The 18338-nt window shown below is 71.0% G+C and carries 17 protein-coding genes and 1 pseudogene; 1 reads left to right on the top strand and 17 read right to left on the bottom strand.

The features are described from left to right. Positions 1-46: 46 nt before the first annotated feature. Positions 47-1570, top strand: coding sequence for a precorrin-2 C(20)-methyltransferase (locus IG98_RS0129055; protein ID WP_425428116.1), 1524 nt, complete (start codon positions 47-49; stop codon positions 1568-1570). On the opposite strand, the gene IG98_RS0129050 is transcribed toward IG98_RS0129055, so the two are convergent. The 17 genes and pseudogenes from IG98_RS0129050 to IG98_RS0128970 all read right to left on the bottom strand — a co-directional run bounded on the left by IG98_RS0129050 (position 1558) and on the right by IG98_RS0128970 (position 18240). Next, complete coding sequence (locus IG98_RS0129050) at positions 1558-2298, bottom strand: cobalt-precorrin-6A reductase (RefSeq protein ID WP_030919100.1); 741 nt, start codon at positions 2296-2298, stop codon at positions 1558-1560. The two genes, IG98_RS0129055 and IG98_RS0129050, sit on opposite strands and share 13 nt — an antisense overlap. A 95-nt stretch (positions 2299-2393) precedes the next feature. After that, complete coding sequence (gene cobM, locus IG98_RS0129045) at positions 2394-3143, bottom strand: precorrin-4 C(11)-methyltransferase (protein ID WP_063766310.1); 750 nt, start codon at positions 3141-3143, stop codon at positions 2394-2396. Beyond that, positions 3140-3718: pseudogene (cbiT, locus tag IG98_RS0129040) on the bottom strand (precorrin-6Y C5,15-methyltransferase (decarboxylating) subunit CbiT); the annotation flags it as partial. The pseudogene cbiT and the gene cobM, both read right to left, overlap by 4 nt. A 10-nt stretch (positions 3719-3728) precedes the next feature. Next, entirely contained in the window at positions 3729-4145 is a 417-nt protein-coding gene (locus IG98_RS0129035; protein ID WP_030919090.1) for a pyridoxamine 5'-phosphate oxidase family protein, read from the bottom strand. A gap of 218 nt (positions 4146-4363) precedes the next feature. Next, positions 4364-5920: an MFS transporter gene (locus IG98_RS0129030; RefSeq protein WP_051753114.1), complete on the bottom strand. Its 1557-nt coding sequence runs from the start codon at positions 5918-5920 to the stop codon at positions 4364-4366. After that, on the bottom strand, positions 5920-6600 hold the full coding sequence (locus IG98_RS0129025) for an LppX_LprAFG lipoprotein (RefSeq protein ID WP_030919086.1): 681 nt from the start codon (positions 6598-6600) through the stop codon (positions 5920-5922). Before IG98_RS0129025 ends, IG98_RS0129030 begins: the two co-directional genes overlap by 1 nt. Before the next feature lie 59 nt (positions 6601-6659). Then, complete coding sequence (locus IG98_RS0129020) at positions 6660-7214, bottom strand: MarR family winged helix-turn-helix transcriptional regulator (RefSeq protein ID WP_084195733.1); 555 nt, start codon at positions 7212-7214, stop codon at positions 6660-6662. 70 nt (positions 7215-7284) lie between these two features. After that, entirely contained in the window at positions 7285-8034 is a 750-nt protein-coding gene (locus IG98_RS0129015; RefSeq protein ID WP_030919081.1) for a hypothetical protein, read from the bottom strand. Positions 8035-8038: 4 nt separating this feature from the next. Further along, positions 8039-9364, bottom strand: coding sequence for an MCE family protein (locus tag IG98_RS0129010; RefSeq protein WP_030919079.1), 1326 nt, complete (start codon positions 9362-9364; stop codon positions 8039-8041). Next, positions 9361-10437 (bottom strand): MCE family protein, encoded by a 1077-nt coding sequence (locus tag IG98_RS0129005; protein WP_084195732.1) that lies wholly within the window; start codon positions 10435-10437, stop codon positions 9361-9363. The genes IG98_RS0129010 and IG98_RS0129005 overlap by 4 nt, the downstream gene beginning before the upstream one ends. Continuing rightward, the gene (locus IG98_RS0129000; protein ID WP_030919073.1) at positions 10437-11549 is read right to left on the bottom strand and encodes an MCE family protein; all 1113 of its coding nucleotides are present in this window, start codon (positions 11547-11549) and stop codon (positions 10437-10439) included. The genes IG98_RS0129005 and IG98_RS0129000 overlap by 1 nt, the downstream gene beginning before the upstream one ends. Then, a complete protein-coding gene (locus IG98_RS0128995; protein ID WP_030919071.1) occupies positions 11546-12571 on the bottom strand; it encodes an MlaD family protein in 1026 nt (341 codons plus the stop codon). Before IG98_RS0128995 ends, IG98_RS0129000 begins: the two co-directional genes overlap by 4 nt. Then, positions 12571-13629 (bottom strand): MCE family protein, encoded by a 1059-nt coding sequence (locus IG98_RS0128990; RefSeq protein ID WP_051753112.1) that lies wholly within the window; start codon positions 13627-13629, stop codon positions 12571-12573. Before IG98_RS0128990 ends, IG98_RS0128995 begins: the two co-directional genes overlap by 1 nt. A gap of 4 nt (positions 13630-13633) precedes the next feature. Next, positions 13634-14653 (bottom strand): MlaD family protein, encoded by a 1020-nt coding sequence (locus tag IG98_RS0128985; RefSeq protein ID WP_030919064.1) that lies wholly within the window; start codon positions 14651-14653, stop codon positions 13634-13636. Positions 14654-14658: 5 nt separating this feature from the next. Next, positions 14659-15540 carry an ABC transporter permease gene (locus IG98_RS0128980; RefSeq protein WP_030919062.1) on the bottom strand — a complete coding sequence of 294 codons (882 nt, stop codon included), beginning with the start codon at positions 15538-15540 and terminating at the stop codon, positions 14659-14661. Further along, positions 15540-16349 carry an MlaE family ABC transporter permease gene (locus IG98_RS0128975; protein ID WP_051753110.1) on the bottom strand — a complete coding sequence of 270 codons (810 nt, stop codon included), beginning with the start codon at positions 16347-16349 and terminating at the stop codon, positions 15540-15542. The genes IG98_RS0128980 and IG98_RS0128975 overlap by 1 nt, the downstream gene beginning before the upstream one ends. A gap of 481 nt (positions 16350-16830) precedes the next feature. Continuing rightward, positions 16831-18240, bottom strand: a complete 1410-nt coding sequence (locus tag IG98_RS0128970; protein WP_030919056.1) for an aminopeptidase P family protein — start codon at positions 18238-18240, stop codon at positions 16831-16833. Between the last annotated feature and the right edge of the window lie 98 nt (positions 18241-18338).

The raw sequence follows: 18338 nt of genomic DNA, 5'->3' as shown, positions 1-18338 counted from the left end.
CGGCGGCTGCCGTCGACGCGGTCGCGAGTGAGGAGCAGTGAGCGGGTTGAGTGGGAATCTCGGGTGCCTGTACGGGGTCGGACTGGGGCCGGGAGACCCGGAGCTGGTGACGGTGAAGGCGGCCAGGCTGCTCGGCGCGGCCGACGTGATCGCCTACCACAGCGCCCGGCACGGGCGGAGCATCGCCAAATCGGTGGCTCTGCCCTACCTACGGGGAGACCAGGTCGAGGAGGCGCTGATCTACCCGGTGACCACCGAGACCACCGACCACCCCGGCGGATACCAGGGCGCGCTCGACGACTTCTACGCCGACTGCGCCGTACGGCTGGCCGCGCATCTGGACGCCGGGCGCGACGTGGTGGTGCTCTGCGAGGGCGACCCGCTCTTCTACGGCTCCTACATGCACATGCACAAGCGGCTCGCGCACCGGTACCCGACCGAGGTGGTGCCGGGGGTGACCTCGATCAGTGGGGCCGCCGCGGTGCTCGGCCGCCCGCTGGTCGAGCGGGACGAGACGCTGACCGTGCTGCCCGGCACGCTCCCGGCGGACGTGCTGGCCGAACGGCTGGCCGCCGCCGACTCGGCCGCGGTGCTGAAACTCGGCAGGACCTTCGAGAAGGTCCGCGCCGCCTTCGCCGAGGCCGGTCGCCTCGACGACGCCTGGTACGTCGAGCGGGCCACCACCGGTAAGCAGCGCATCGAGCCGCTGGCGGACGTCGACCCCGCCTCGGTCCCCTACTTCTCCCTCGCGCTGCTGCCCAGCCCGCTCACGCCGTTCTCCGCGAAGGCCGTGGCCGACCGCGAGGAGCAGCCCGGAGACGAGCGGCGCGGCGAGGTCGTCGTGGTGGGGCTCGGCCCCGCCGGGCGGCCGTGGCTGACCCCCGAGGTGCAGGACGCCCTCGCCCGAGCCGACGAACTGATCGGCTACGGCCCCTACCTCGATCGGGTGCCGCCCAACCCGCGCCAGCGCCGCCACCCCACGGACAACCGGGTCGAGGCCGAGCGCGCCGCGCACGCGCTGGAGTTGGCCGCCGCCGGATCACGGGTGGCCGTGGTCTCCTCGGGCGATCCGGGGGTGTTCGCCATGGCCAGCGCGGTGCTAGAGGTCGCGTCCGAGCCGAGGTTCGCCGACGTCGAGGTACGCGTGCTGCCCGGCCTGACCGCCGCACAGGCGGTGGCCAGTCGCGCCGGGGCTCCGCTGGGCCACGACTTCTGCGTGCTGTCGCTGTCCGACCTGCTCAAACCGTGGGAGGTCGTCGCGGACCGGATCACCGCCGCGGCGCGGGCCGACCTGGTGCTGGCGGTCTACAATCCGGCCTCGCGGAGCCGGACCTGGCAGGTGGCCGCCATGCGCGACCTGCTGCTCGAACACCGCTCCCCGCACACGCCCGTCGTCATCGGGCGGGATGTCGGCGGCCCAGAGGAGAGCGTGCGCGTCGTGGAGCTGGCCGACCTCGACCCCGCGGAGATCGACATGCGCTGCCTGCTGATCGTGGGCTCGTCCACCACCCGGCTCACCGAACGCGGGGGACGGCCCGTCGTCTACACCCCGCGCCGCTACCCGGCCTGAGCCTCCACCCAGGCTGCGGCGGCCTCGGCGGTGTCCGTCAGCGTGACACCGCCGGGAACCGGCGGCCGTCGTACGATGACCACCGGAATCCCCAGCTCCCGCGCGGCGGCCAGCTTGGCGGTGGTCATCTCGCCGCCGCTGTCCTTGGTCACCAGCACCTCGACGCGGTGCTCGCGCATCAGCTCCAGCTCTCCGCGCAGGGTGTACGGCCCCCGGGAGAGCACGACCACCGTCCGGCCGGGCAGCGGCGGGGCGGGCGGATCGACGGACCTGGCCAGGAACCACAGGTCAAGGCCGGTGAACGCGGCCAGGCTCCGGCGGCCGGTCGTGAGGAAGACCCGCCTGCCCAGCTCGGGCAGCAGGCGGGCGGCGGCCTCAAGCGTGGGCACCCAGCGCCAGTCGTCGTCCGGCCCCTGGTGCCAGCCGGGACGGCGCAGCACCAGCAGCGGCACCCCGGTGTCGGCGGAGGCCGCGACGGCCGAGGCGGTCATCCGCCGGGCGAACGGGTGGGTGGCGTCGACGACCAGGTCGATCGCGTGCTCTCGCAGCCAGTCGGCGAGCCCCTCGGGGCCACCGAATCCACCCTCGCGCACCTCGCCGACCGGGAGCCTGGGGTTGGCGACCCGTCCCGCCAGCGAGGACACCACGTGCAGATCCGCCCGCCCGTCCAGCCGGGCGGCCAGCGCTCTGGCCTCCGCGGTGCCACCCAGGATCAGCAGGCGTCTCATTCGCCGCCCGCCGCCAGGCCGTGCGGAGTCCCCGCCGACATCGCCAGGCGACGCGGTGCGCCTGTCGATGTCGGCGGGCCGGGGCCGGTCGCCGGTCAATCCCGGCACCTGTCCGTCGAGTAGAGGTGGCTGTCGGGGAACGCCGAGGCCGTCAGCACCCGCCCGACCACGATCACCGCAGTCCGCAGCACCCCGGCGGCCCTGACCCGCTCGGCGATGTCGGCCAGGGTGCCCCGCAGGATCACCTCGTCCTCCCTGCTCGCCCGGGCCACCACCGCCACCGGGCAGTCGGCGCCGTAGGCGGGGAGCAGCTCCGTGACGACCGCCTCGATCCGCTGCACGGCCAGGTGCAGCACCATGGTCGCCCGGCTCGCGCCGAGCGTGGCCAGGTCCTCGCCCTCCGGCATCGGCGTGGCACGCGCGGACGTACGGGTGAGGATGATGGACTGCCCGACTCCCGGCACGGTGAGCTCCCGCTTCAGCGAGGCCGCCGCGGCCGCGAAGGCCGGGACGCCCGGCACCACGTCGTACGGGATGCCGAGCGCGTCCAGCCGCCGCATCTGCTCGGCCATCGCGCTGAAGACGGAGGGGTCGCCCGAGTGCAGCCGGGCGACGTCCAGCCCGGCCGCGTGCGCACCGGCCATCTCGGCGACGATCTCATCGAGGGTGAGCCCGGCCGTGTCCACCAGCCGTGCCCCGGGCGGGCAGTCGTCCAGCAGCTCGCGCGGCACCAGCGATCCGGCGTACAGGCACACCGGGGACGAGGCGATCACCCGCAGGCCGCGCACCGTGACCAGGTCGGCGGCTCCGGGGCCCGCTCCGACGAAACGCACCCTGGCCGTCAAGACTCCTCCTCCTTGACCGATGACCAGACGGTCACCGGCATCATCGTCCGCCAGCCGGTGAAGCCGCCGACCGGGGCGGCTCGGCCGACCGCGAGGCGCACCAGGTCTCCGCCGTGCCTGCCGTACCAGTCGGCCACGACCGCCTCGGACTCCAGGGTCACCGCGTTGACCACCAGCCTGCCGCCCGGCCTGAGCGCCGCCCAGCAGGTACTCAGCACGCCGGGGACCGTCGCGCCGCCGCCCACGAAGACGGCGTCGGGCGCGGCCAGCCCGGCGAGCGCGCCGGGGGCCGCGCCGACGACGATCTCCAGCTCGGGCACTCCCAGTGTGGCCGCGTTGCGCGCGGCCCGCTCCGCCCGGTCCCGGCGGCTCTCCACCGCGACGGCCCGGCAGGCGGGATGGCAGCGCATCCACTCGATCGCGATGCTCCCCGCACCCGCGCCGACGTCCCACAGCAGCTCGCCGGGGACGGGCGCGAGGCGGGACATGGTGACCGCCCGTACCTCGCGCTTGGTCAGCTGCCCGTCGTGCTCGAACGCCTCGTCCGGCAGTCCGGGGACGCGGGGGAGCGGGAGATGTCCCAGGTCAGACATTGCCGAGCACCCGGGTCACCTGGATCTCGATCACGACACGGTCGGGGTTCACCCGGGGGGCGCGGTAGCGCAGCGCGTACCGGCGCTCGGCGTCGGCGACCTCCTCGGGGGTGTCCCGGAGCACCGCCCGCCCCTCCAGGGTGGACCAGCGCCGCCCGTCGACCTGGCAGACGGCGGCCGGCGCGCCCGCCGGACCCGCGGCGGCCACCAGCCGGGCCTTGTGCGACCCGCGCGAGGTGATGACCCGGGCGGTCGCCGTGCCGACGTCGAGCGTCACCCCGACGGGCACCACGTGCGGTGTCCCGTCGGAGCGGACGGTGGTCAGCGTGCACAGGTGCCGCTCATGCCAGAACGCGTCGAACCCCTTGCCGAGCCGGGCCAGGTCCGGCCGCGTGGCTCCCACAAGCATCACGTCACCCCAATGGTCGTCGGTACGTTCCCCCGATGAGGATCCCCGTGGCGTACCGCCGCGGGGGGCGCCCTCTCCCGGTGCCGGGCGGAGCGCGCCGCACGTCACCCGTGGCGAGGCCAGAGTGTACTCGGAGAGGGGGGTGGCGGCCGAGGGCAGGTTCCTGCACACCGGGCCGGACACGGCGTGGGCGCAGCCACCGCCCGGGGCGGAGAAGGTCAGACCGGGTCGGACGACCCGGACCCGCTCGGCAGCAGCAGCGCGACCAGCACGCCCACCCCGCACAGGGCGGCGGTGATCAGGAAGATCTCGCTGTACTCGGTGTGCAGCGCCGCCCTGACCTTCTCCTCGTACTCGGCGAGCCGGGTGGCGTACACGGCCGGGTCCACGCCGAAGGGCAGCGGGGTGTCCAGGTCCGCGGTGAGGGACTGGAAGCGGTGGAAACCCCAGGCGGACAGCGCGGCGACACCGAGCAGCATGCCCATCATCCGGGCCACGACCACCGCCGCCGAGGCCACCCCGTGCTGGACGGCGGGGACGGCACGCAGCACCGCGGAGGAGACCGGTGCGATCACCAGCCCCAGGCCGAGACCGGCGACGATCAGGTCGGCGTCCATCCGGTACCCGGCCGAGGCGAGGTCCAGTGGCCATTGGCCGATGCGCACGTAGCCGACCGCGGCCAGTGCCAGCCCGATCACCGTCACCGTGCGCTCACCGTACCGGCGGGACGCCAGGCCGCCCACCAGAGCGGCCACGGAGAGCGCGACGAGGAAGCGCGACAGCACCAGGGCGCCGTCCAGGGTGTCCAGGCGCAGCAGGGTCTGGGCCGAGAGCTGCACGTCGACCAGGGTGACCAGCAGCGCGGCGCCGGTCAGGAAACTCACCCCGAGCGTGGCGAAGAACGGGCCGCGCAGCACCCCCGCCATGTCGATCAACCGGGTTCTGGCGCGCGTCTCCCACGCGACGAACACGGCGCCGGACACGACCCCGCAGACGATCGCCGGCAGACCCCAGGGCGGGAGGACCGCCTCGCTCGGGTCGGGGTTGTAGAGACCGGCCACGAGCAGGCCGAGCGCGAGCGCCAGCAGCAGCCCGCCGACCACGTCGACGCGGCTGCCCGCGGCGCCGGTCCGATCCCGGCCGGGTGGCGGCACCGACCGCTGTACGGCGACCGCGGCCAGGGCCACCAGCGGGATGTTCAGCCAGAAGATCGACCGCCAGCCGCCGAGTTGCACGCCGCCGAGCTGGAGGGTGGACGGGACCAGGGCGGCGAGGGCCGCGCCGTACAGGGGGCCCAGCACGCTGCCGAGTTCCTGGGCCGACCCCACCGCGCCGAGCGCCACCGGACGCTCGTCCTCATCCCACAGATCCCCGATCAGAGCCATGGTGATGGGCAGCAGCGCACCGCCCGCGACCCCCTGCAGGGCCCGTCCGGCGACCAGCCAGGGCACCGTCTCACCCAGCGCGGTGACCACCGAGCCCACCGCGAAGCCCGCCAGGCAGAGCTGGATGAGCGGACGCCTGCCGTACCGGTCGGAGAGCTGGCCGAGCAGCGGCATGGCCGCGATGTAGCCGAGCAGGAAGCCGGTGACGATCGGGGTGGCCCGCTCCATGTGGTTGAGCGGGACGTCGACGTCCTTGGCGATGTCGATGAGGACCGTGACCACGACGTACGCGTCCAGCGCCGCCAGCAGCACCGCGGTGCCGCCGACGCCGAGAGCGGCCCGCCGCCGGGCGGTCCGGCCCCCGTCCTTCGGGAGGGTGCGGGTCGCCATCACTGAGCCGGAGCGGTGACCTGGACCGGCACGTCGTAATCGCTGAAGACCACGATCACCTTGCCGCCGGTCAGTGGCAGATCCGCCTTGAGCAGGCGACTGGTGGCCTTGTCGATCCAGAGCGTGCCGTTCACGCTCTGCGCGAGGCCGGGCACCATCGTGGCGAGCACCTGCTGGGAGAGCGTCGCCGAGACCCGGTAGGAGTCGACGCCGTTCACCTTCTCGGCCGCCTGGGTCTTCGGGTCCAGCGCGTTGCTCAGCAACTGCACGACGCCCCTCTCCGGGTTGAGGATGGCGGACGGGTCGTAGATCGCCGCCAGCTGGCTCCGCGACATCTTCTGGAAGCCCCCGGTCACCCCCTTGAAGTGGACGGTCTCCCCGATCAGCACGAAGCTGATCTCCTGGAGGCTGCCCGCCACGTCGATCTGGATGGTGCCGTCCGCGTCGCCGGTCCCGCTGAGGCGGCCGGAGGCCTTCTTGACCGGCACCGCGGGAGCGCCCTCGGTCTCCATGGAGAAACTCGCCGACTTCACGGCACGTGTCGCCTCCGCGGACTTCTTGACCAGTTCGGCTCCGCTGGGGAGGGCCGTCGTGGCGTCGGAGGCGTCGCCGCCGCTGCAGGCGGTGACCAGGGAGCACGCGGTGAGCACCGCGGCGATGAAGATCCGGCGAGCAGACATGGGCGGATCGTAACGACAGCGTGGTCTAGTAAGGGAGTACGGGCGGTATCGGTTTCGCGTCAGCGAATGTTTTTGAGATGCTCCACCACCGGAGCGTAGGCGATTTCCAGGTCGATCAGCTGATCGTCGGTGAGCAGGTCGATGAAATGCCGGCGTACGCCGGCCACGTGATGCGGCGCGACCCTGTTGATGGTGTCCCAGCCGTGCTCGGTGAGGACGGCGAAGGTGCCGCGCCGGTCATCGGCGCAGTTCTCCCTGGCGACCAGATCGGCCTTCTCCATCCGGGAGATCTGGTGCGACAGCCGGCTGCGGGACTGGATCGTGGCGTCCGCCAGGTCGCTCATCCGCATGCGGTGCCCGGGGGTCTCCGACAGGTTCACCAGGATCTCGTAGTCGTTCACCGAGAGCCCGAAGGGCTGGAGTTCGCGGTCGAGGCGGTGTTCGAGGAGTTTGTGCGCGGCGAGGTGGGCACGCCACGCGCGCTGCTCGACTGACGACAGCCAGCGAGGCGTCTCGTCGTTCACCGGTCGCTCACCACTCTCGTTCCCCGCGCCGGCGGGTCCGCCCCCCGGCCGACCACTCCGTTCGCCGGGCGAGGCCTGCTGCAGGGTCATGGATCAGAACCTACCTCAGAAGGCACCGATCACTCGTGGTAGGCGGCGTCAGCGCGGCCGGAGGGTCTCGTCAACCGGCCTTCTTGCTCGGCGACGGTGCCGGGGATGATGTCGGGGACGGCTCGACGGTCTCGCCGTTCGGGTCGGTGACCAGTTCCTCGGCGGCGCCCATCACCGTGGCCGCATTCACCTTCCACTGGCCTCCCGTCTTGATCAGGCTCAGCTCCATGTACGTGCCGAGCATGCGCCGGGTCCCCGCCGTGCTCGTGACCTGGGAGTCGACCACCGTGATCGCCTTCGCCCTGCCCTCGTCGACCGTTGAGACGTAGACGCCGCGGATCGAGGCCGAAGAGCTCGCCCGCATCGTAATGATCACGCCTTCGAGCGGGCTGAACGCCTCGTTGTAGGTCTTCTCGAAGTCCTCGCCGGAGATGGCGAAGACCCGGTCGCGGTAGGCCTGCAGGTTGGTGTGGTCGTAGGTCTGCAGGGCCACGGCGAACTCGCCCGCCCTGGTGGACACCGCCCCGCGGTCGGCCTTCTCCTGCGCCAGCCGGTCGGCGGCCATCCATTGGAGCACCGCGGTGGTCGCGGTCGCCGCGAACAGCATGGCCGCGACGGCACCGGCCAGTCTGCCGCGCCACGTGCTGAATCCGCTCTTTTTCCGGTCCGTGGCTCCGTCCTCCCGCTCGGGCTCCGGGTTCGCCTCGGCGGACGGTCCGGCCTCCGTTTCCGCCGTGGTCTCCTGGTCCTGGTCCGGAGCCGGGGCGTCCTCGGCGGGGTCGAGCCGGCGCTGTTCCGACGTGCGGGGGGTGGGGGTCAAGGGCTTACTCCTGTTCACGGCGGCGGGAGGCTCGGCCGACGGCGATCCAGCCGAGCACACCGCCGGAGATGACGACCGCGGCGAAGATCGCAACGATGAGGGGGGTCGTGTCCTGGGAGGACTCCGAGGTCCGGTCGGTGTCCGCGGCCGGTACCGGCTCCTGGCTCTCCTCGGGCGCCGGTGTCGCGTCGCCGGGCTCGGCGGTCGCTCCGTCCGCGGACTCGTCGTCGGCGTTCTCGTCGTCGGGAGCCTTCTCGTCCTTTCCGACCGCCACCTTGCTCGCGGGTCCCTTCGGGCAGGTGCGGAGCTTGGGAATCGTCGGGGGAGCCAGCGGATTGCGGTACTCCTGCGCGGCCTTGGGGCCGCCGGGGACGCTGAACATGAACGCGGTCCTGCCGTACAGGCCGTCTGCCTGCCTGTCGCTCACGTCGGCGAGCAGCGCCTGAGCGGTGGGTATGTTGCGGAGCAGGCGGTTGACGTTGTCGGGGGCAGCGCCGCCGAAAATCTTGCCGGGCTTGATGCCTCCGGCGGTCAGCAGGCAGGACAGGCCGGGCCGCGCGGTGGTGAGCAGGGTGTTGACCTGTCGGAAGAAGCTCGGTCCGTGGTCGAGGGCGACGTTCAGCTGTTTGCGGGACTCGCGGATGGCCTGGGTCACCCCGGCCAGGTCCTCCACCCCCTCGGACAGTTTCTCGCGCCGGCCCGCCAGGGTTCCGGTGAGCCGGGTGAGCTGCACCGACAACTCGTCCAGCACGTCGGTGTTCTCGGCGAGGGTCGCGGTGAGGTCGTGCGCGTTGTCGACGATCTCCCGGATCGAGGTCGTCCGTCCGTCCAGGCCGGTCGCCAGCTCCCCCACGATGGTCCGGGCGTCATCGGCGGGCACCGCGTCGAGCAGCTTGCCGACGCCGTCGAACAGCTTCCGGTAGTCGAGCGGCACCGAGGTGTTGGCCAGCGGGATGGTGGCGCCCGCGGCCAGGGTGGCGCCGCCGGTTCCGCTCTTGGGCGGGGAGACCTCCACGTACGGCTCGCCGATGGCGGACTTGCGGCGCACCTCGGCGGTGACGTCCCGGGGCAGTTGTACTCCGCGATCGATGCTCAGCGCGACAACGATCTTTCCGGGGGCCAGCCGCACGCCGCTGATCCGGCCGATCCGCACGCCGAGGTAGGCCACGTCGAAGCCCTCCACCAGGCCGGGGGAGGAGAGGAACTCGGCGTTGATCCGGTACGGCCGCTCGACGAAGTCCAGTTTGATGATGGTGGTGAACGCCCACACGGTCATCACGACGCCGAGCGCCGCGAAGAAGCCGAGGTTGATCCAGATGCGGTTTTTCATCGCGGCCCCAGCAGCAGGCGGAAGTCGTCCACCGAGTTGGGCAGGCGGGGCTTGTCGCTCTTCTTCGGTTCGGACAGCAGCAGCCCCTTGAGCCATACGGAGATCAGCAACTGGCCGTTCACCACGAGTGGTGGCTGGTCGAGGAAGCTCTGCACCCGGCTCACCAGCATCTTCAGGTCCTCCTTGCCGCGTACCGCCGAGGCGGAGACCGCGTCGAGCTCGCGCAGCAGGGTGCGCAACCGGGCCTCGTGCCGGGGATAGATCGTGTCGTTGACCTCACGGGCCAGCGCGGTGAGTTCCCTGAGGGTCTTCTTGATGTGCCTGCGGCCGTGGTTCAGGCGAGCGGTGGCGTCGGTGAGCGTGCCGGGCAGCCGGTCCAGCTCCGCGGTGCCCTTGGCCAGTTCGTCGCCGAGCCTGGCCAGGCCGTCGATGGTACGGGCCAGGTCCTGGCGGGACTCCGCGTAGGCGGCGGTGACCTCGGTGGTCTGCCGCAGGAGCCGGTTGAGGTCCTTGCCCTTGCCGCCGATCCCGGTCGCCGCCGCGTCAAGGACGGCGTTCACGTCCTGGGCGCCGAGCGCGTCGATGAGCGGCCCGGCCCGCTCGGTGACCTGCTCGATGTCGGGTTTGACGGAGGTCACGGCGATGGTCGATCCGCTCCGCATGAACGGCCCCGTCGTCATGTCCCTCCCCTCGGGAAGATCCAGCTCGATGTAGTTCTCGCCGAGGATCGAGGTCTTGGCGACGATGGCGCTCGTCCCCTCGGGCACCTGGTTGCCGTCCTCGATGGACATGGTGACCTTCGCCCGGTAGCCCTCCAGCCGGATGTCGGTCACGCTGCCCACCCGTACGTCGGACACCTGCACGCTGTGTCCGGCCACCAGGCTCTGCACGTCGTCGAAGGTCGCGGTCAGGGTGAGCTCCCCGGTCGGCGCGCCCAGGGTCTGCAGGCTGCACGCCGCGCTCAGCCAGAGCACGGCCAGCCCGGCGACCGGGCGGGTCCACCGCCGCCACCGGCCCGCGCCCGCGGGTGTCCCCGGTGGCGTCTCCGTCCGCTCCCGTACTCCCGCGCCCATCAGCCCTTCCCGCTTCCCTGCCAGGGGCAGTTGCTCAGCTCTCCCGGCAGACAGGGCACCTTGCCCAGGCCCAGTGCCTCGAAGAGCGGGGTCAGCCAGACCCGGGTCAGCGCGTTGAGCACCACACGGATCTTGAGCACGTGGTTCTTCCTGTCCCAGGACAGGATCATGTTGTCCAGGAACTTCCTGGTGCTCGTGATGCCTTTGGCCACCGACTCGCTGTTGACCTTGAGGGTCAGCACCAGCTCGGCGAGGTTGGCCACCCCCTTGGGCAGCCGCTCCTGGTACGCCTCGATCAGCACGTCACCGCGCTGCACGAGCTCCGCCAGGCCGGCGACGAAGCGTTTCATCCGCTGCCGCTCGTCGGCGAGGGTGGCGCCGGCCTCGGCGAAGGCGTCGATGGTGGTCTTCACCTGCTTCTCGCGCCTGTTGAGGTTGGTGGCGATCCGGTTGAGGCCCCTGGCCAGCTCGATCAGCTGCTCGTCCTGCCCGGCGAGGGTGCGGGTCAGCGAGGCGGCGTCGGCGAGCGCGCCGTTGATCTGCTTGCCCCGGCCCCTGACGGTGTCGGCCAGGTTGCCGGCCACATCGCCCATCTTGTCGGTGTCGAGGGCGTCGGTGAGCTTGGTGAACGCCTCCAGGGCGTCGTCGATCTCCACCGGCAGGTCGGTCCGCTCCAGGGGGATCACCGTGTTGGGCGCGATCTTCGGCTTGCCGGGCGTCCAGGGCGGGTGGAGCACCACGTTCCGCTCGCCCAGCGTGTTCTGCGCGGCCACGATGGCGTTGACATCGGCGGGCAGCGGTATCCCCCCGTCGATCAGCAGGTCCGCCCGGACCTTGTCGCCCTCGACGGTGAGCTTCTGCACGGTCCCCGCGTCCAGGCCCAGCACCTTGACCTTCGCCTGCTCGTACAGCGAAGGTGCCGCGCTGAAGTAGGCGGTCAGCCGGTAGGGGCCGGCCCCGCCCGGCAGCAGCGAGCACCCCCCGGTGGAGGCCAGCAGCACTCCCGCGAGCAGCGCCGCGATCATCCTGCGCGCCGGGGACCGCGCCGGGGACCGCGCCGCGGTGCGGGCGCGGTGCGGGCGGCTCGCTCCTTGCTGTCCCTGCGCTGTCAACGGCTGTTCCTGTCCTTGCGGATGGCGGCGAGCACCTCGGGGTTGATCGGCCCCAGCCCGGTGGCGATGGCGTCCACCCACGGCCCGTGGCCACCGGTCGTGGCGAGCCCGGAGAAGGTGGGGCCGACCCAGGCGAGCACCGAGTTGAGGTTCTTGCGGCTGGTGGAGTCGAGGCGGTTGCTGATGGCGGTCACGTCGTCGAGCACCGTGATCAGGTCCTTCTCGTGCCGGTTGACCAGGGTGGTGATGCTGTTGACCAGGTCGCTGCCGTCGCCGAGCAGCGACTTCAGCTCGTCGCGGCGGAGTCGCAGCTCGTTGAGCATGATCTCGATCGAGTCGATCAGGCGGCCGATCTGCGCGTCCTTCTTCTCCAGCACGTCCATGATCTTGTTGCCGTTGTCCAGCAGCCGCCGCAGCTGGGGTTCACTCTCGCTGATGATCTCCGACAGCTCGCCGATGTTGTCCAGCAGCTTGCTGACCCTGCCCTGGCGGGCGGGTTTGAGCTCGGCCAGCTCGGTCAGGAGCCTGTCGACGGAGTCGGTGTCGAGCCGCTGCACCAGCCTGGTGGCGTCCTTGAGCGCGTCGGTGATCAGCACGGGGGTGCTGGTCCGGGACATCGGGATCCGCCGCTGCTCTTCGGGCAGCTCGTCCATGTACGGGCGGGTGACCGGCCCGGTGAGCCTGACGTAGCGCCCGCCCAGCAGGTTGGACAGGGCGATCTCGGCCCGGGTCTGCGGGCCGAGTCTGATCCCGTCGTCCACCCTCCAGGTCACTACGACGTGCCCCCGGGAGTAGTCGGCGCGGACCTCGGTGACCTTGCCGACCGTCACCCCCGCCACCCGGACGTCGTTACCGGAACGCAGCCCGGCCGAGTCGGGCAGCACCGCCGACATCGTGTATCCCCCCTCCAGCAGCCCCAGGTTGCCGATGAGGAAGGTGACGACGAGCACGATGACGAGGACCGTCATCGACACCAGGCCGACGACGGTCCTGTTGCGGTCGCGGAACGACTTGAGCGCCATCAGGACCCCACCAGAACCCGGCGCAGGTCACCGGTGTCGGACAGCTTGAAGGAGCCGCGCAGCGGCGGGGGGCTCTTCATCGGGTACGGGCAGGGCAGCGGGCCGAGTGCGAGGCAGGGCACGTAGGCGGTGACGAAGTTGCCCTGGCCGGTCACCTGGAACGAGCGCCCCATCGGCTGGGGGAGCGAGCTGAGGAGCTTCTCCACGCTGCCGATGTTGCGCCGGATGCCGCCGGTGAACCGGGTCAGGTGGTCCACCACCCGGCCGAGCTCCTGGGAGTTCGCGCCGAGCACCCGGTCGCTGACCCTGACCGTGGTGGACAGCTCCACCAGGGCGTCGTCGACCAGCTCGCGGTTGCGGGCGAACGCGCCGGTCAGCGTGACCAGGTTGTCGACCAGCTGGGCTATCTGCCGGTCCCGGCGGGCGACGACGTCGGTCACCGTGGCGTAGTCCTCCAGCAGCCCCTGGATGACCTTCTTACGTTCGGCGATCGTGCCGGTCAGGTCGTCGAGGTTGTCGACCAGTTCGGTGATGTTCTCCTGGTTGCCGTCCAGCGCCTCGCCCGCCGCGGTGAGCAACTGGTTGATCTGCTCGGGGTCGAGGCTGCGGGTGAGCGGGCCCAGGTCGCTCACCAGCTCGCCGATGTCGACCACCGAACTCGTCCGCTCCACGCGGGCGCCGTCGCCGAGCATCTCCCCGGCGGTGCCCGGCTCCAGATAGACCACCCGCTGCCCGATCGTGTTGCGCCAGCGGATCGCGGCCGAGCTGTCGGAGGGAACCCGTACATCCGTCCGTACGCTGAGCGTGACCTCGGCCCGGCCCGCGACCACCTCGATCGTGTCGACCTGCCCGACGGGCGCACCCGCGATCTTCACCTGGTCTCCCTCGTGCAGCCCGGAGACGTCGTCGAAGGTGGCGACGAGGCGGTAGGAGGCGTCCACGTTCACCCGGGCGATCTGACCGCCGATCAGGATGATCAGTGCGCCCGTCACCAGGAGGAAGAGTGTGAACTTGCCCAGCGTCCAGCGGCGCTGAATCTGCTCCACGGATCCGGCCACGCGCTCACCCGCCCTTCGTGGAGCCGCACGCGCCGACGAAGAGCTCGCACACGTCCGTCGAGATGAAGGTCTCCATCTTGATCTGGGCGGTGCCGTTCGGGCCCTGCCCCGAGGCCAGGTCGTTGAGCGCGGTGAGCAACTGGTTCAGCCCCCGCACCCCGTCTCCGACGATGCCGAGCTGCGCGTACAGCAGGGAGACGAGGCGTTCCCCGGAGTTGACGGCGGCTTTGAGGTCGCGGCGGTGCTTGCGCAGGCCGTGCGCGGTCAGATGGGAGACGTCGTCGAACTCCTTGAGCAGGGCGCGTACCTTGTCGGCCCGCTTCAGCAGGTCGGGAGTGATCACATTGGTGTCCGCGGAGATGGACACCAGCTCGTCGCCCTTGTCGGCCAGGGCCGCGCTGAGGTCCCCGGCGTCGCCGATGAACCGCTGGAAGTCGGCGCGGTGCCGGTGGGCCACGTCGATGACCTTTCCGGCGTCGCCGACGATCGCCCGCAGCTGCGGGCCCTTGCCGTCCAGGCCCCGGCCCAGGGTGTGCACGATGGTCGTGACGTCCTGCGGGTTGATCGCCTTCAGCCCCTCGTACGCGTCGGTGAGGGAGTCCGACAGGTCGGAGGGCGCCTCGGTCCTGGTGATGACCGCGCCGCTGAGCAGGTAGGGGCCGGAGGTCTCGCCGGAGCCGGGGACGAGGTTGACGAACTTGGGGCCGAAGACCGAGCTCGGCTCGATCGTGGCGGTGACGCTCTGGGGCACCCTGACTCCGGGGTCCACGTAGATGGCGACCACGGACCGGCCCTGCCGGTCCAGGGTGACCGAACTGACCCCGCCCACCGTGATGCCGCGGATCTTGACCGGGGAGTTGGGGTCCAGACCCTGGCCCGAACGGGTGAACACCGCGGCCAGCCGGGTGCCGCTCACCTCGGACGCGCTTCGCACCACCAAGGTGATGGAGACGGCCAGGACCAGCAGCACGACGATCGAGATCGCCAGCCTGATCGGCAGTGCCACCTCACCCCTGGTCGCCATCCGGCTCACCCCGTCAGCTTCAGGCTGCTGCCGCCACCCCAGAACAGGTAGGACAGCAGCAGGTTGAGGAGGATGACCGTGACGATCGACTGCCGGATCGCCCGCCCGGCCGCGACGCCAACGCCGACCGGGCCGCCGGTGGCGTTGAACCCGTAGTAGCAGTGGATGCTGACCACGGCGAACGCGAAGACGACCACCTTGATCACGCTGTAGACGATGTCGATCACCGGCAGGCCGAGGTAGAAGTAGTAGTCGTAGACGCCCGGCGACATGCCGAACAGGACGGTGCACATCAGCCGGGTGGCGAAGAAACTGGCGAACAGCGCGATCAGGTAGATCGGGATCAGCGCGATCAGCGCGGCCACCACCCGGGTGCAGATGAGGTAGGTGAACGCGTTGATGGCCATCACCTCGAGCGCGTCGATCTCCTCGGAGATCCGCATGGCGCCGAGTTCGGCGGTGAAGGACGAGCCGACCTGGGCCGCGAGCGCGACCGCCGCGATGATCGGGGTGATCTCCCGCACGCTGGCGAAGCTGCCCACCAGCCCGATGAAGGACTCGGCGCCGATCGCCTGCAGGCCTTGGTAGCCCTGGAGGCCGACGGTGGCACCGACCGCGAAGGCCATGGTGAACACCACGAAGACCATGCCACCGCCGATGACCGTCGCGCCGACGCCCACCACCACGTCGCTGACCTGGCGCAGCACGACCTTGGAGAACTTCAGCCGCAGGACGATGTCCCTGACCGAGTAGAAGACGACCTTCCACAGGAAGAGCGGCCAGTCCGACAGCGAGGCCAGCCGGTCCGCGCCGTCGCGGATCAGCCCGTACGCGCGAACCCCCACGCTGCGAACCCCCGCGCTGTGCACCTCCGGGGCGGCGGCCATCACATGGCCCTCGGCGGGTAGGCGAGGAAGTAGATCATGGTGATCACGTAGTTGACCGCGAAGACCAGCATGAAGGTGACGACCGTCGACTGGTTCACCGCGCGGCCCACGCCGACCGGGCTGGTCTGGCAGGTCATGCCGAAGTAGCACGACATGATGGCCGCGATGAAGCCGAAGATCCAGGCCTTGAGCAGTGTGACCAGCAGGTCGCTGGTGACCAGCAGCGAGACCGCGCCGTCGAAGTACGCGCCGGGTGTGACGCCCTGGACGATGACGTTGAAGAAGTAGCCGCCGCCCGCCCCGGCCACGATGACCAGCGGTACCAGCAGCACCGCCACCGTGCTCGCCGCCCAGAGCCGGGGGGTGACCAGGCGGTGGATCGGGTTGACCGCCATCACCTCCATGGCGGCCAGCTCGTCACGGATGTTGCGGGCGCCGATGTCGGAGGTCATGGCCGATCCCCCGGCTCCGGCGATCAGCAGGGCCGAGGCCATCGGGGCGACCTCGCGGACCAGGCCGACGACCACCGCGCCGCCGGTGGCGGAGGAGGCGCCCAGCTGCCAGGCCAGCTGGCCCACCTGCAGGGCGACGGTCGCGCCCAGCGGGAGCGAGACCAGCAGCACGGGCAGGCTCGTGACACGGGCCAGGAACCAGCACTGCTGGACGAACTCCCAGAACCAGGTCCTGACGTCCCAGGTGCGGCGGAAGCCCTCAAGGGCGATCACCGACATGTCGCCGACCCGGTCCAGTACGCCGGTCGTCCGGCGGATCACGTAACCGGTGACCCTCGTCCGCCCGCCGACCGCCATCAACCCGCCGTCCGTTGAGCCATGACCACCTCGGAACTAGCGACTCCGACCATGGATCAGCCACGCTACTGACGGGTATTCCAGTAAGTCGATGCTTCTCAAGTAATTTGATGAAAAGGTATGACCACCGCCTTTCAACTTGTCAGCCCCTCACATTTTCCTCCCGCCTTCTCGTGAGAACGCGCCCCCTGCGCGCCCCCACGAGAACCGCCTCCCCTACGGGCCCAACAGGCCGCGCAGGGGACTCCCCGTGAGGCCGCTCACCTACGGATCCCACAAGGCCGCTCATCTACGGGCTCCTGTGAGGCCGTTTACCTACGGGCTCCCGTGAGGCCGCGCCGGCGACTGGACTGAGGAGACCGGGGTCGCGAGGAACGAGCGACCCCGGTCGACGAGGGAAGGAGCCGGGTAAGAGCGGCCTCACCGCGACGCGTTAGCGTCGCCATGGGTACGCCCGAACCGCGACGCGTCAGCGTCGCAATTAGTACTGCATCCACTTCTCGATCTCGTCCGGGTGCCGGGGCAGGCCACCTGACATGAGGCGGGCGCCGTCGGCCGTGATGACGAGGTCGTCCTCGATGCGCACACCGATGCCGCGCAGCTCCGGCGGCAGCGTCAGGTCGTCAGGCTGCAGGTAGAGGCCGGGTTCGACGGTCAGCACCTGGCCCTCCTCCAGCACACCGTCCAGATAGACCTCCGCGCGGGCCCTGGCACAGTCGTGCACGTCCATGCCGAGCATGTGGCCGCTGCTGCACAGCGTGTAGCGGCGGTACAGGCCGCTGTCCGGCTCCATCGCCTCGTCCGCGCTGATCTTCAGCACGCCCCAGTCGCGCAGCCCCTCCACGATGACCCGCATGGCCGCACCGTGGAAGTCGCGGAAGCTCGCACCGGGCCGCAGGACGGCGATCGCCGCCTCCTGGGCCTCGTACACCAGCTCGTAGACCTGGCGCTGGACGGGGTCGAAGCGTCCGGAAAGCGGCAGGGTCCTGGTGATGTCGGCGGTGTAGAGGTGGTCGGTCTCCACGCCCGCGTCGAGGAGGAGCAGTTCACTCTCGTTCAGCCGCCCGTCGTTGCGGATCCAGTGCAGCACGCACGCGTTCGCGCCGGAGGCCACGATGCTGTCGTAGCCGACCGCGTTGCCCTCCAGACGGGAGCGGAGGCCGAAGATCCCCTCCAGGTAGCGCTCGCCGCGCCGGTGCCCCAGGGCGGCGGGCAGGGCCCGCACCACGTCCTCGAACCCGCGCCTGGTCGCGTCCACCGCGAACTGCAGTTCCGCGATCTCCCAGTCGTCCTTGATCAGCCGCATCTCGGACAGGAACGTCTCCAGCTCCTCGTCCCCGTCGCCGGGCGCGACTCGCCCGTCCACCGACGCGTCCACCCCGCGCAGCACCCGCGCGGGCCCGTCGAGCACGTCGTCGAGCCTGTCGATCGGCGCGCAGGCGATCTGGTACAGCGCCTCCGCCTCGGTCAGGTCGGGGCGGCGGCCGACCCAGAACTCGCCGTGGCGGCGATCGCGGTAGAAGTCCTGCCCGGCCGGCCCCGGCGCCGACCGCACCGAGCGGGGGCGCAGGAACAGGACGGCCTCCCCGGAGGGTTCGACGACCAGCACGCCGTCGGGTTCCTGGTCACCGGTGAGGTAGGCGAACGCGCTGTGCGTCCGGAACCGGTAGTCGCTGTCGTTGCTACGCGTCTTGAGCGTGCCGGACGGGACGACCAGCCGCTCGCCGGGGAAGCGGGCGGCGAGTGCGGCGCGCCGCTTGGCGGTGTAGGCGGCCTGTGGCAGCGCGGCCAGGTCGTCGCGGTGGGTGTCGGCCCAGCCGGTGTTCATGAACTCGGCGAGGGCGTCGGAGACCGGCAGGTCGTGGCTGCCGGTATTGAGCTTCTGGGTCATTGTGTCCCCGGGCGCGAAGGTTTACGGTCCCTGCCACGCTAGCCCGGAGCGACGGGTCCCGCACCTTCCTCGCCGGGGGTGCGGGGCCCGTCGTGAAC

It is taken from the genome of Streptosporangium amethystogenes (assembly GCF_000721075.1).
GTDB lineage: Bacteria > Actinomycetota > Actinomycetes > Streptosporangiales > Streptosporangiaceae > Streptosporangium > Streptosporangium amethystogenes.
Note: the sequence above shows the minus strand (reverse complement) of the source record. Positions and strands in the feature narration are given on the sequence as shown.

What these genes read in the sequence shown, in the direction of transcription:
- IG98_RS0129050 (WP_030919100.1), bottom strand. Translation starts at nt 2,298, where the DNA reads ATGAGACGCCTGCTGATCCTGGGTGGCACCGCGGAGGCCAGAGCGCTG.
- IG98_RS0129035 (WP_030919090.1), bottom strand. Translation starts at nt 4,145, where the DNA reads ATGCTTGTGGGAGCCACGCGGCCGGACCTGGCCCGGCTCGGCAAGGGG.
- IG98_RS0129030 (WP_051753114.1), bottom strand. Translation starts at nt 5,920, where the DNA reads ATGGCGACCCGCACCCTCCCGAAGGACGGGGGCCGGACCGCCCGGCGG.
- IG98_RS0129025 (WP_030919086.1), bottom strand. Translation starts at nt 6,600, where the DNA reads ATGTCTGCTCGCCGGATCTTCATCGCCGCGGTGCTCACCGCGTGCTCC.
- IG98_RS0129020 (WP_084195733.1), bottom strand. Translation starts at nt 7,214, where the DNA reads ATGACCCTGCAGCAGGCCTCGCCCGGCGAACGGAGTGGTCGGCCGGGG.
- IG98_RS0129010 (WP_030919079.1), bottom strand. Translation starts at nt 9,364, where the DNA reads ATGAAAAACCGCATCTGGATCAACCTCGGCTTCTTCGCGGCGCTCGGC.
- IG98_RS0129005 (WP_084195732.1), bottom strand. Translation starts at nt 10,437, where the DNA reads ATGGGCGCGGGAGTACGGGAGCGGACGGAGACGCCACCGGGGACACCC.
- IG98_RS0128995 (WP_030919071.1), bottom strand. Translation starts at nt 12,571, where the DNA reads ATGGCGCTCAAGTCGTTCCGCGACCGCAACAGGACCGTCGTCGGCCTG.
- IG98_RS0128985 (WP_030919064.1), bottom strand. Translation starts at nt 14,653, where the DNA reads ATGGCGACCAGGGGTGAGGTGGCACTGCCGATCAGGCTGGCGATCTCG.
- IG98_RS0128980 (WP_030919062.1), bottom strand. Translation starts at nt 15,540, where the DNA reads ATGGCCGCCGCCCCGGAGGTGCACAGCGCGGGGGTTCGCAGCGTGGGG.
- IG98_RS0128975 (WP_051753110.1), bottom strand. Translation starts at nt 16,349, where the DNA reads ATGGCGGTCGGCGGGCGGACGAGGGTCACCGGTTACGTGATCCGCCGG.
- IG98_RS0128970 (WP_030919056.1), bottom strand. Translation starts at nt 18,240, where the DNA reads ATGACCCAGAAGCTCAATACCGGCAGCCACGACCTGCCGGTCTCCGAC.